The organism is Candidatus Enterococcus willemsii, from assembly GCF_009933335.1.
Classification (GTDB): domain Bacteria; phylum Bacillota; class Bacilli; order Lactobacillales; family Enterococcaceae; genus Enterococcus_F; species Enterococcus_F willemsii.
This window is the reverse complement of record NZ_MAEL01000054.1, coordinates 82,009-95,025: the sequence shown is the minus strand read 5'-3', so window position 1 is coordinate 95,025 and position 13,017 is coordinate 82,009. Positions and strand designations below refer to the sequence as shown.

Sequence of the window (13,017 nt, the reverse complement as noted above, 5' to 3'; positions counted from 1 at the left end):
GCTATTTTTCAATGACTCTCACAACGAATCTGACTAAAATAGTAAAAATTCCAACTATATACAAATATTGTATGCCGAACAAACAAACGAATAGTGTTCCTAGCACAACTATCAATAATTTGATGGAATCTTTCCAACGAGTAATCGTCAGCGAAAGTGCCTCTAAAATATCTATTGAGCTGCTTAAATTCATAACAAGGTAGTAAAATAATGTTAATAATGCAATCATCCCAATAAATAAACATATAGGTAATAAAAATGCTGAATTTTTTGCTATACGAAAATAAAATAATACATTCCCAAATAGAATACTAAATAATAATGCAATTTTTTTCCGCTTAAACCAAAATGCATACCCTTGTTTAAGATAAAATGTATATTTGCTTAACCTATTTTCACTCCAATCTTTACAAAAAAGAACTAAACTTCTCGTAGCTGGCAAAGTAAGAAAGAATAGAGATAAGGAGAAAAAGAACAGGCTACTTAGCACAGCCAACCCCGATGGTGCAAATAATAATTGGTACCCTGCCATGAAGCTTGGTAAAGTGAAAATCACCCAAACTAGATTTGATATCGAACAATTCATTAACCATTCGCATAAAGTTAATAAATCACCCATTAATTTTTCCTTATTCATTTCTTTTCTTCCTTTCTTGTTACTTCACAGCACCTTCTGCTACTCCTTCAATAATATATTTTTGAGCAAAGAAGTAGAAAATAATTACTGGAATAATAGCGATCGTTAAACCTGCTAATGCTAGATGCCATTGCTTTGTATATTGTCCAAAGAAATAAAACATTTTCAATGGAATCGTCTCATCTGCTTTTCCTAAAATCAACGATGGTAATAAGTAGTCATTCCAAATCCAGATAACATTTAAAATTCCTGAAGTAACAGAAATTGGCATCAACAGTGGAAAAATTATCTTCGTAAAAATTTGAAACTTCGAAGCACCATCAATCAACGCAGCTTCATCCAATGATACGGGAATACCTCCCATTGCCCCATGAAAGAGGAAAATAGATAAGCTTCCACCAAAACCTAGATACATAAAGATTAAACCAACTTTATTCAACATCCCGACATTACCAAAAATAGATACCAATGGAATCATTACTGATTGGAACGGAATTAACATTGCTGCAACAAAAATCATCAACACAATCATACTCATTTTAGTTTTTGTTCGGGCCAAAACATATGCTGCCATTGATGAACAGAAAATAATCACTAAAATACTCACGACAGTAATTAATACCGAATTAAATAATGATTTAAAAAAATCCAATTCAACAAACGCATTTTTATAGTTTTCAAATGTTGTTTCAAGAGGGAAACCAATAACATCAGTAAATATTCCTTTTGGTGTTTTAAAACTATTAACAACCATCAAGTAAAAAGGAAACAACCATAGAAGACCTAAAGCAATACCAATAATGGAAAGAATAATTTTATTTGATTTATTTTTCATTACATTTCCACCTCACGTTTTTTATTGTAGTACACTTGTGTTAGTGAAATGATTGCAACAATGACAAAGAAAATTAATGATTTCGCTTGCCCATAAGACATGTCATTATTAACAAAAGCCGTTTTTACAATATTCATCGCTAACATTTCTGTCGAATTATATGGACCACCATTCGTTAATGATAAGTTTTGATCATATACTTTAAAAGAATTAGATAAGGTTAAAAACATACTAACAGTAAAAGCGGGTGCAATTAATGGGAAGGTAATAAACCGAAACTTCTGAATAGCTGAAGCACCATCAATATCAGCAGCTTCCATTAGTTCATTTGGTACATTTTGCAAATAGGCAATATAGATAATCATGATGTATCCTCCCATTTGCCAACAAGTTAAAATGACTAATCCCCAGAATCCAGTGGTAGTTGTTGACAACCATCCAACTAAACTATCCATTCCTACTGCTTCGCCAATTGATGAAAACACACGAACAAAAATAAACTGCCAAATGAAACCGAGAATCAATCCACCAATTAAATTAGGCATAAAAAAGACAGTTCGTAGCGTATTGCTGACTTTCAATTTTTGTGTAACGAGCATTGCTAATCCTAAGCCTAAGACATTTAATGAGATGACAGTAACAATTGAAAATTTAATGGTAAACCATAGAGCACTTTTGAACGTATCATCAGCAAACAATTTCGTATAATTTGAAAAACCAATAAAAGAATAAGAACCGACACCATTCCAATCTGTAAATGAATAATACGTTCCTAGCACTAAGGGTACAATTATTACTAGCGTAAGACTAAGTAAAGCTGGTGTTAAAAAAAGCCAAAATGTTAAATTATTTTTTCTCATATTGCTCACTCCCCCAATTTCGTTACGAAGACTTTAAATGATTACTACTGAAATGGGCAGAAGCTATAAAGTAAGCTACTGCCCATAACCAATTAGTGCCTATTTTCTAGCTTCTTTCCAACCATCTTGAGACACTTTAATGACATCATCCCATGATGTTGAACCTTCAAGATATTTTTGAATTTCTGGACCAAATGTTGATTGTTCCCATCCAGCTGGATAGCCATTAAATACCCAACCGATTGTTTCACCTGCTTGTGAATAATCATAAACAGCTTGAGATAATGGATCTGCAATATCTAAACCATCATATCCTTCATACGCAGGAATAAAGTTTAATTCATCAACAACTGCTTTTTTACCTTCATCAGATAAGTACAACCAGTCGATGAAATCTTTTGCCGCTTTTACTTCTTTGTCTGATTTATTTTTATTCACTGCCCAATAGTTTGGCACGCCTACTGGTAATTTTCCTTCTAAACCGTCAACTGGAATTGGCAACATACCAATGCCCTCTTTCGCGAATTCTGGATCAATTTGTGCAATTGTTGGATATACCCAGTTTCCTTGTTGGATAATTGCTACTTGACCTAGCGAGAAGTATTCTTCTACTTGTTGTGAGTAATCAATAGATAATGGCTTACCAATTGAGTATTTATTTTGCATATCTAATGCACGTTGATATTGATCTGACAATTCAAATTTTACTTCTTTTGCTTCATAAGCGTTTAATACATTATTGTCAAATTCAGGTGCTAAGAATGTATTTCCTAAGTGATTTGTCATTACCCAAGTTTCTTTTCCAGGTAAAGCAAACACTCCTTTAATTCCCAATTCGTCTTTTTTAGAATCTAATGTTTTCACAGCTGCTTCTAAAGCATCATATGATTTGATTGTTTCTGCATCAATACCAGCTTTTTCAAAAATTTCTTTGTTGTAGATATAACCATAACCTTCTAAGTTATATGGCAAACCTACAATTTCGTCGTCATAAGTTACTGAGTCTAATGTACCAGCCAATGCTTTTTTTGAAGCTTCTGTATCAGATAAATCTGCTACACTATCTCTAAATTGATCAACTTCACTTGGACCTGACAAGCTAAAAATAGTTGGCTCTTCACCAGACGAGAATTTTGTCTTTAAAGAAGAAAGATAATCAGAACCCCCTCCAACAGAAGTGATATTAATTTTCACTCCAGGATTTAGTTCTTCATATTGTTGAGCCAATGCTTCAAACTGTTTATTAAATTCAACTTTCCCTTGTAAAATTTCGATAGTTACTTGATCCTCATCATTGCCTGAGGTCGAATCTTTATCTTTAGAATTACCACATGCAGCTAAAACACCTACTGCACTTAAGATTGCTGCTGTACGAATCATTTTCTTAAACATTTTACATCCTTCTTTCTTTTAATTGAGATAAAAGCTTTTCCCTAATGTCAAACACCTGATTATTCTATTATTCAAAAGAACAACCATTTATAAAAATTTTCCGCTATGTCCAAATGATTCCCCCTTATATAAAGTTATGTATGATATCGTTATCAGATAATTTAAAGAAAAACTACATGGCAATCATGCAGATTCTCTTATAACTACATTCATTTTTAGAATTTCTTCATCTATTTGAAATTCTTTATTAGCTAAAATATGTGTGATTAGATTAATTGTTTGCTTTCCTAATTCATCGATTGGTTGAGAAACAGTTGTGATACTTGGTACCGTTAATTCAGCTGTGACTTGATTATCAAATCCTAATACTGCAATATCATTTGGTACTTTAATGCCTAAACGATTAGCTTCCGCAATAAATCCAGCTGCAATCTCATCACTTCCCGTAAATATTGCATCCGGCTTATCAGACAATTTTTGAAATTCATGTGCAAGCTGCTTACCATCATTAATCGTATGTTGATTGACATACACCCAATCTTTGTTAATTTTTAGTCCATACTCATTCAAAGCTTTAGTAAAGCCTCGATCCCTTTCAATTCCTTTAACATGTTCGTCAAATGTTCCACCTGTACAATAAGCTAACTTTCGATACCCTTTTTCCAAAAGATACTTTGTTCCAATATAAGCCCCATGTTCTTGATTTAAGCTAATTCTTGGTATCTTATTCTCTTCAAATTTCCCATTAAAGAAAATATTACATAAGACAATTGGACCATATTTCATATAAGAACTTACCTTCTTTTCCTCATTTTCAACAGCACACATAATAATGCCATCTACTTGTTTTTGAAGCATTAAATTTAAGAACGAGAGCTCTTTTTTCTTATCTTCATCGCTTTGAAAGATCATGATTTGAAATCCTTGTTTATACGCTTGCTTTTGAAGCTCATCTACTAAATAAGAAAAAAATGGATTCGTGATACGAGGAACAATTACTCCAATAATATTAGTTTGCTGTCCACGTAGCTGTCTAGCTGCTACACTAGGTTGATAATTTAACGCTTTCATCGCTTTGAGCACGGCTTCTCTTTTTTCTTCAGTAACATACTTTTGGTTATTGATTACACGAGAGACTGTCGAAACCGATAAGCCAGCTAATTTTGCTACATCTGAAATAGTAGACATTTCCTCACCTCCAAAAGAAATCGTTTTCTGATATCGTTATCACTTATTGAGATTATCACAGAAGAAAAACAATGTCAACGCTTTCTTTTTCAGGACATATAAAATAACCAACCGTTTACACGATTGGCTATTTTTCATATTTTCCGCAAATAAAATCGTTGTGTAGCATAATCCCCATGCAATTCGGAATCGATATAAAAACCTAAATTCATCAACTCATCACCACTTACGGCAATATCATTCAATTGATACGTCGCATCTTCCAACAAACCGGCTAATTTTAAGGTAACTAGCGGATGAGAGGCTTCTGCTAATACTCGGAAATAAAAGACCATGGCTTCTGACTGGTCTTCTGATACAAACATCCAAGCAGTATCATTGCCTTCGAAAGGACTTTCCAAACGATAAAAGGTTCCAAATTGTAATAATTGACGATGTTTTTTATAGAACGCAACTTGTTCTTTAATCTCTGTTTTTTCGTTGGAAGTTAGTTGTGTTAAATCTAATTCGTAGCCAAAAACGCCAGACATTGCTGCATTGCTACGAATTTCTAAACTAGTGTTGCGACCTGTTTGATGATTCGGAACAGCTGAAACATGGGCGCCCATACTAGAAATAGGATATGTTAAACTTGTCCCATATTGAATTTTCAAGCGGGCAACCGCATCGGTATTGTCACTTGTCCATGTTTGTGGCATATAGTAAAGAAAACCTGCATCAAAACGGCCGCCTCCACCTGAACAACTTTCAAATAGAATATTAGGATATGCATTTGTTAGTTTCTCTAAAAATTCATATAATCCTAGCATATAGCGATGCGCTACTTCTCCTTGCATTGTCGGATCTAGTAGAATTGAATAAACTTCTGTCATATTACGATTCATATCCCATTTCACATAATCAATCGGTATACGGTCAAAAATCGCGGTCATTTGTTGATAGATATTCTCACGGACATCTGCTCTAGAAAAATCCAATACATACTGGCTACGACTTAGTGATTTTTCACGATTTGGTACAGCAAGTGCCCAATCAGGATGCGCACGGAATAATTCACTGTTTTCAGAAACCATCTCCGGTTCAAACCAAATCCCAAATTTCATTCCTTTATCATGGATTTGGTTAGCTAGCTCTACTAACCCACAAGCAAGTTTCCCCTCTGTTTCAAACCAGTCTCCCAAAGAGGTAAAATCATCTTCTCGATTCCCAAACCATCCATCATCCAAGACAAACATCTCAATGCCTAGTTCGCTAGCTTCATTAACGATACTCATGATTTTTTCTTCATTGAAATCAAAATAAGTCGCTTCCCAATTGTTAATCAATGTTGGACGTTCTTGGAGACGATATTTCCCACGAACTAAGTGATGATTAAATAAATGATGATAGGTCTGCGATAAGTCATTTAAACCGGATTGACTATAAACCATGACAACTTCAGGGGTTTGAAAACTTTCGTTTGGTTGTAATTGCCAACCAAAATTAAACGAATTAATGCCAGAAATGATTCGCGTTTGATTAAACGGATCTTTTTGAATAACTGTTTCGTGATTTCCGCTATACACCAAGTTAAAACCATATGCTTCTCCTTGAAATTCAGTCGTTGTTGATTCAACCAAAGCAACAAACGGATTTTGTTGGTGGCTACTTGACCCACGTTTACTATCTAATACTTTTATACCTGTATGCACTTTCTCTCTCGTTAATTGACGTTCTCGCGCCCATGTGCCATTCAAGTGAATAAGTTCAAACTCACGATTCGGAAAATCAGTGGATTGACTTGCTAAACGATTAATCTCGACTACGTCTTGACTCTCATTTACTATTTGCGAAGAACGAATAATTGCTGATTGATTTTGATAAATACTATATAGCAAGCGTAATTTCAATCCGGACACATCATCTTTTAATTGAATAATTAATGTTTCTGCTTCTGATTCTTCATTTGTGTACAGTGCTGGTAGTCCTGATAATTGTGGTTTACCTTGTTGAATTTCATAACTTTCATATCGAAAATCATTGATTCGACTGCCATTAGCTAACTTAATATTATGTGCTGGCTCTCGAAAATCACCATAGCCATAACCAGGAAATTCTAATGGTAATGTATCTAAAGATAGCAACCGATCCACTGCATTTGGTGCATTAGGTGAAAAAGAGCGATCTGTTCGGGGATAACGATAATTCCCCGAGTAATGGTTTATTTTTTTACCAAAATACAAATGCGTTAAATAGTTGTTTTCTTCGATACCTAAGATATAACTGATTTTATTGTTTTTCAGGTGAAAAGTTTGCGTTTGTTCGTTGTAAGTGATCATTTATTTGCTCCTCTAGTCTATTAAGGAAGGAAAGGAGAAAAATTAATTTTCCCCTTTCACTCTACCCTTATTTATATTTTGGTAGATAATCGCCATGTGCTTCGATTAAATCATCTACTAAATTAGTAATATCATCTAAAGATAGTTCTGATGAAAGATGCGGATCTAAGTATGCCGCTTGATAAATTTTTGATTTATCTAAAGTTAAGGCAGCCTCTACTGTTAATTCCTGTACATTAATGTTCGTACGGTTTAAAGCTGCTAATTGAGTTGGTAAATCCCCTACATAAGTTGGCTGTACACCGTTTTTATCTACTAGACACGGTACCTCTACACAAGCATCTTCTGGTAAATTCGTAATCAATCCTTTATTCAATACATTACCTGCAATGACGGACGGTTTTCCTGTTACGATGGAATCCATGATGTATGAAGCATACTCACGACTTCTCTTATGCGTCAAATCACCATTATTAACAATATCATCTCGCATTGCTTCCCAGTCATTGATTTGGTTTTCACAGCGACGCAAATACTCATCCAATGGAATACCTAATTCATCAATCAATTCTGGATACTTTGATTTAATAAAGTATGGATGGTATTCCGCATTGTGTTCACTGGATTCCGTAATGTAATACCCAAATCGTTTCAATAATTCAAAACGGACAGAATCAGCATGGGGATTTGGTTTTTCTGCTGCTAATTTACGAATTGTTGGATAAAAATCTTCTCCATTTTTGGTAATTTCTAATAAATATGCCATATGGTTAATTCCTGCAATTTTCCATTGGAAATCATTTAAATCGTATTGATCCGCAATACCTAGATGTTCAAATAATTCCGGCACACAAACTTGGACACTGTGACATAATCCTACTGTTTTAATGTTGGTTGCTTTCAATACACCCATCGTTAGCATTGCCATTGGATTTGTATAGTTTAATAACCAAGCATTCGGACATAATTCTTCCATTTCCTTAGCAAATTCTAGCATTACAGGTAACGTACGTAACGTTCTAAAAATCCCGCCAATTCCCATCGTGTCACCAATTGTTTGTTGTAACCCATATTTTTTAGGGATTTCAAAATCAATGACTGTTGAAGGTTTGTACCCACCTACTTGAATGGCATTAATCACAAAGTCTGCATCTTTTAAAGCTTCTCTACGGTCATGATAAGAAACGATGTCTGCACGATTTTCATTTGAGTTTTTATTGATATTCTTCAACATCAATTCAGATTCTTTTAATCTTGTTTCATTAATATCATATAATGCAATATGTGCATCTGATAGACTTGCTGTGAGCATCGCATCGCCTAACACATTCTTTGCAAAAATAGTACTACCTGCTCCGATAAACGTAATTTTTGTCATTTTTTACTCTCCAATCAATAGATAATAATTTTATAGTTTGCCACCAGTTGTAGCGATTCCTTCGATAAATTTTTTCTGGAAGATTATAAAGACCACGACCATAGGCCAAATCGCTAACAATGAACCTGCCATCAATTGTGGAAAGTTCGTTGCATACTGTCCTTGTAGATTCGCTAAACCTGAAGCTAACGGCATCTTATCAATAGACGTATTGACAATTAATGGCCACATCAAATCTTTGAAAGCAAATAATGCTGTAAAGATTCCTAAAGCAATTAGTCCCGATCTTGCTAATGGCAACATAATCTTGAAAAAGATTGTCCAAACATTGGCGCCTTCCATATATGCGGCTTCCTCTAATTCATCCGGCAATCCAAGGAAAAATTGACGTAACAAAAATGTACCAAATGCACTTACCACTCCCGGTAATATTAATGCTGGCACGGTATTTAATATACCTAAATTTTGCGCCAATAAATATTGTGGCGTGATAAAAATAGATGCAGGTATCATCATTTGCACAAGTACCATTCCAAAGAATACATCTCGTCCTGGAAAATGCAATCTCGCACATGCATAAGCCGCCATTGCTGAAAACAAGACTGAACCTGCTACACGACCAATTACCATTAAGAAGGTGTTAATATAAAATTTCATAAATGGTAATAACGAAAGGACTTGCTCATAATTATTGAATTGAAATTTTTCAGGAAAAATTGTTGGTGGTATTTGTGTAGATTCAACTAGTGTTTTCCCAGAAGTTAGTATCATCCAAATGAATGGTAGTGCCATCACAATGCCACCTAAAATGAGTAATAAGTGGGTTGACACATTTGAGAATAATTTCTTTTTCATATGTTCTGTTCCTCCTTAATAATTCACCCATTTTTTCTGTAATTTCATTTGAATTGCAGTAATGATTAAAATTATAATTAGTAAAAACATAACAATCGCTGAACCATAACCTTTATCATTTAAAATAAATGAATGCTTATAGAAAAGATAAGCTAAAGATTGCGAGTTAAACATCGCCTCACTATTAGGAGCAATCATCATGAAAATAACATCGAATACCTGAAACGCATTAATAACTGTGGTAACAACTACAAAAAACAATGTTGGGGTAACTAAAGGTAACGTGATATTAAAAAATTGTTGAATAGGACTAGCTCCATCAATCTCTGCTGCTTCATAATAATCCTTAGGAATTTCTTGTAACCCTGCCAGTAATAAAACCATGTTATAACCAATTGCACTCCAAACACCGACAATGATAATGGAATAAATTGCAATTGATGGATCTGATAACCAAGATGGACCACTAATACCAATTTTAGCTAACATACTATTAATCAAGCCATAGTCATTGTTAAACATCCAGCGCCAAATCATCGCTACTGCAGAAGGTGCTGCAACAACTGGTAAGAAATAAATTGTTCGATAAATAGACAACCCTTTTACCTTTTTATTCATTAATACAGCAACTAGTAATGAAAGAATAACGATACTTGGAATGGAAACTATTGCATAAATAAGTGTATTCATCAATGAACGAAAGACTTCATTGTCTGTAAATAACTTCTGATAATTAGCTAAACCTACCCATTCTGTATTTCCAAAGCCTACAGTTTTTTGGAAACTTAAAATAACTGTTTGAATGGCTGGCCAGATATTTAGGAGTAATAATCCTAATGCGGTAGGAAAAATAAACACATATCCCCAAAAAACTTGATCTTTACGATATTTTCCAAAAATTCGATTTTTCATGATATCCCCCTTTTTGGTATTGCTCATCAAGATAAAGACAAAATAACTCCTATTTCATCTCTATCTTTCTGAACTTGTGTAACCTTCACGTTTAATTTCCGCTCAAAATCGTATTTACTTCTTTTTCTATTTGAGCAGTCCCATCTTCTACACTTACTTTGCCAGAGAAAATTTGGTTGATAATTTGTACTTCTGCTTGTTCTGCTCTTAGACCATCTTTGTTGTAAGGACGAGGAACGCCATATTCTAGCATTTTTCCAAATGCAGTTAAGTCAATGGTATCTGAGGAAGCTGCCCACTCATCTTCAAAACCTTTCAATGCTGGAATCGATGCACCAGTTTCCGCTTGAATCTGATTTGCTTCTTTACTAGCTAAAAATGCCATTAATTTTTTGACTTCCTCAGGATGTTCTGTTTTAGCACTCGCAGCCCACCCAAGACCATTTGTAATTGTTGCATTAACTTTTCCTTTAGGTAATACTGCTGCTGAAACATTTTCAACTAAGTAATCATTTTTCAAAAATCCTGGTGCAAACCAGTTTCCTTCAATCATCATAGCTAATCTTCCTGATTGGAAACGACTAAGTTTATCTGGATCTTGTAATTCCGTAATTGTTGGTGACGCATGATCAACAAGTGCAATATCTCGGTAGAACGCCAAAGCTTCTTGTGCTTCAGGTGTATTTAGTCCTGATTTTGTGTTGTCATCCGTAAATACTTCACCACCGTTTTGATAGATAAATGGCCAATAACCAGTTTCCGTGCCAATATGTGAAGCAAATCCGTAAATGCCTTTTGATTCATCAGTCAAATCAATCGCAGCTTGTCGAAGTGTTTCCCACGTCCATGTTTCATCTGGATATGCAACTCCCGCATTATCAAAAAGTTCTTTGTTATACCACAAACCAACTACCGAAGCATCTTTAGGAATCGCATATAACTCATCTTCATACGTATAAAAATCGGCTAATCCTTCTGTAAAATCATTCATATCAATATCGTTGTCTTTTACTAAATCATTTAACCCCATCAATACACCTTGTGACATATATTTGTAAGATTCACTTGAATGCATCGTCACTACGTCTGGCATATTCCCTCCGGTAGTTGCAGCTTCTAACTTCACCCAATATTGATCCCATGGAGTTGTTTCCATTTCAACTTTAATATTAGGGTTTTCTTCTTCAAATTTATCAAGCATTTTTCTTAAGCCGGGAGCTTGGTCAGTATCCCAACTAGCATAACTTAATGTTACTTGTCCATCTTTACTAGAATTTCCACCTCCACATGCAGCTAATGTCGCTCCCATAAGAACCGTCAACCCTGTCAAAATAACTTTATTCCAGCGTTTCATCATTTTTCCTCCTCACACACCTTGTATGCGTTTTCTTTTTTCGTTAACAACAATATAACTGTTTACCAAATGTTTTGTCAATATATTTTAGTAAATAAATTAGTAAACAAAAAAAGTAAACACTCTTTTACTAGAGTGTTTACTTTTTTTAATTCATCTTCTTTTCGCTTTCTCGGATAATCATTGTATTAGCCACAGTCACGTGGATAGAAACCGTTCGATGATTGATTATTCGATCATTGACCATCCGAACGGCTATTTTTCCAAGCTCTTCCGTGTTGACATGAACGGTATTTAAAGCTGGTGTAAGGAATTCTGCTACTTCAATATTATCAAAGCTAACAATCGATATATCATCCGGGATATTGATTCCTCTTTTTTGCAAAGCTCGGTAAGCTCCCACTGCAATTGGGTCATTACCAACTACCAATGCAGTTGGTAATGCTTTGCCTTTCGTAGCTTCTAACAAGGTATCTGTTGCCTGCATTCCTTCTAAAGTTGTCCATCCTTCCAGATAAATTTGTATATAACGTTCTAAACCTTTTTGTTTCATCCATTCTTCGTAAGCTTGTTGACGCACATCATCTTCTGTTGCATGTTGGATACCTTCACCATCTAATTGATTACGTTTACCACCAATAAAAGCAATATTTCGATGACCTTTTTCATATAACCGTTCTAAATGATTCTGTGTTGCTTTTGACAAATCTGTATATACGGCATCAATGCTTTCATCGACGCTAGGATCATCAATAACAACTACATTAGCATTAACCTTTAGTACTTCCTCAATGACTGTCGGAAGTACTTGTCCAATGATTAAGACTCCCTGACATTTTTCTAGTTCTTCTTTATCTAAAGGTGTCTCTGACAATCGGATGACTTTTTTTAAACCAATTTTACTTTTTTCAGCTTCTGTTTGAATCCCTCTTCTGATTGTTCTAAAATACGGATCTTCCAACTCATCTATTTCAGATACAGTAGTAATTAACGCTAAACTTTTTGACAACTTCGAAACGGGACTTTTTTTGACATAATTATAAAAATTAACAGACTCTGTAATTTTTCTTTTGGTTTCATCTGTCACTGAAAGCGTTGGGTCGTCATTCAATACCCTTGATACCGTTGCAATGGATACACCTGCACGTTTCGCAACATCTCTAATTCCAACCATGATTTTTCCTCCTTTGCGAAGTGTTTACTAAAATATAACCATAGATTGTTAAAATAAGCAAATGGAGGTTGATTTTTAGTTCTGATTTATATTTATAAAAAAACACCTTCCATT

11 protein-coding genes are annotated in these 13,017 nt (G+C 34.5%); all 11 read right to left on the bottom strand.

The genetic code is table 11. The annotated features are described in order from the left end of the window. Window position 1 precedes the first annotated feature (1 nt). The 11 genes from BAU17_RS11525 to BAU17_RS11475 all read right to left on the bottom strand — a co-directional run bounded on the left by BAU17_RS11525 (window position 2) and on the right by BAU17_RS11475 (window position 12,903). Entirely contained in the window at window positions 2–637 is a 636-nt protein-coding gene (locus BAU17_RS11525; protein ID WP_161902972.1) for a hypothetical protein, read from the bottom strand. A 19-nt stretch (window positions 638–656) separates the two neighbouring features. Further along, window positions 657–1,472: a carbohydrate ABC transporter permease gene (locus BAU17_RS11520; RefSeq protein ID WP_161902971.1), complete on the bottom strand. Its 816-nt coding sequence runs from the start codon at window positions 1,470–1,472 to the stop codon at window positions 657–659. Continuing rightward, window positions 1,472–2,332: a carbohydrate ABC transporter permease gene (locus tag BAU17_RS11515; RefSeq protein WP_161902970.1), complete on the bottom strand. Its 861-nt coding sequence runs from the start codon at window positions 2,330–2,332 to the stop codon at window positions 1,472–1,474. The genes BAU17_RS11520 and BAU17_RS11515 overlap by 1 nt, the downstream gene beginning before the upstream one ends. A gap of 99 nt (window positions 2,333–2,431) precedes the next feature. Continuing rightward, a complete protein-coding gene (locus BAU17_RS11510; protein WP_161902969.1) occupies window positions 2,432–3,724 on the bottom strand; it encodes an ABC transporter substrate-binding protein in 1,293 nt (430 codons plus the stop codon). Window positions 3,725–3,907: 183 nt separating this feature from the next. Beyond that, the gene (locus BAU17_RS11505; RefSeq protein WP_161902968.1) at window positions 3,908–4,912 is read right to left on the bottom strand and encodes a LacI family DNA-binding transcriptional regulator; all 1,005 of its coding nucleotides are present in this window, start codon (window positions 4,910–4,912) and stop codon (window positions 3,908–3,910) included. Window positions 4,913–5,046: 134 nt separating this feature from the next. After that, window positions 5,047–7,230, bottom strand: coding sequence for an alpha-galactosidase (locus BAU17_RS11500; RefSeq protein WP_161902967.1), 2,184 nt, complete (start codon window positions 7,228–7,230; stop codon window positions 5,047–5,049). A 67-nt stretch (window positions 7,231–7,297) separates the two neighbouring features. Then, on the bottom strand, window positions 7,298–8,608 hold the full coding sequence (gene melA, locus BAU17_RS11495; protein ID WP_161902966.1) for an alpha-glucosidase/alpha-galactosidase: 1,311 nt from the start codon (window positions 8,606–8,608) through the stop codon (window positions 7,298–7,300). A gap of 30 nt (window positions 8,609–8,638) precedes the next feature. Next, window positions 8,639–9,463, bottom strand: coding sequence for a carbohydrate ABC transporter permease (locus BAU17_RS11490; protein WP_161902965.1), 825 nt, complete (start codon window positions 9,461–9,463; stop codon window positions 8,639–8,641). A 15-nt stretch (window positions 9,464–9,478) separates the two neighbouring features. Beyond that, window positions 9,479–10,375, bottom strand: coding sequence for a carbohydrate ABC transporter permease (locus tag BAU17_RS11485; RefSeq protein WP_161902964.1), 897 nt, complete (start codon window positions 10,373–10,375; stop codon window positions 9,479–9,481). Window positions 10,376–10,466: 91 nt separating this feature from the next. Further along, entirely contained in the window at window positions 10,467–11,729 is a 1,263-nt protein-coding gene (locus BAU17_RS11480; protein WP_161902963.1) for an ABC transporter substrate-binding protein, read from the bottom strand. A 148-nt stretch (window positions 11,730–11,877) separates the two neighbouring features. After that, complete coding sequence (locus BAU17_RS11475) at window positions 11,878–12,903, bottom strand: LacI family DNA-binding transcriptional regulator (RefSeq protein ID WP_161902962.1); 1,026 nt, start codon at window positions 12,901–12,903, stop codon at window positions 11,878–11,880. Window positions 12,904–13,017: the final 114 nt, after the last annotated feature.

Coding starts and splice junctions, on each gene's coding strand:
- melA (WP_161902966.1), bottom strand. CDS start 8,608: ATGACAAAAATTACGTTTATCGGAGCAGGTAGTACTATTTTTGCAAAG.
- BAU17_RS11525 (WP_161902972.1), bottom strand. CDS start 637: ATGAATAAGGAAAAATTAATGGGTGATTTATTAACTTTATGCGAATGG.
- BAU17_RS11515 (WP_161902970.1), bottom strand. CDS start 2,332: ATGAGAAAAAATAATTTAACATTTTGGCTTTTTTTAACACCAGCTTTA.
- BAU17_RS11500 (WP_161902967.1), bottom strand. CDS start 7,230: ATGATCACTTACAACGAACAAACGCAAACTTTTCACCTGAAAAACAAT.
- BAU17_RS11490 (WP_161902965.1), bottom strand. CDS start 9,463: ATGAAAAAGAAATTATTCTCAAATGTGTCAACCCACTTATTACTCATT.
- BAU17_RS11520 (WP_161902971.1), bottom strand. CDS start 1,472: ATGAAAAATAAATCAAATAAAATTATTCTTTCCATTATTGGTATTGCT.
- BAU17_RS11510 (WP_161902969.1), bottom strand. CDS start 3,724: ATGTTTAAGAAAATGATTCGTACAGCAGCAATCTTAAGTGCAGTAGGT.
- BAU17_RS11480 (WP_161902963.1), bottom strand. CDS start 11,729: ATGAAACGCTGGAATAAAGTTATTTTGACAGGGTTGACGGTTCTTATG.
- BAU17_RS11505 (WP_161902968.1), bottom strand. CDS start 4,912: ATGTCTACTATTTCAGATGTAGCAAAATTAGCTGGCTTATCGGTTTCG.
- BAU17_RS11475 (WP_161902962.1), bottom strand. CDS start 12,903: ATGGTTGGAATTAGAGATGTTGCGAAACGTGCAGGTGTATCCATTGCA.
- BAU17_RS11485 (WP_161902964.1), bottom strand. CDS start 10,375: ATGAAAAATCGAATTTTTGGAAAATATCGTAAAGATCAAGTTTTTTGG.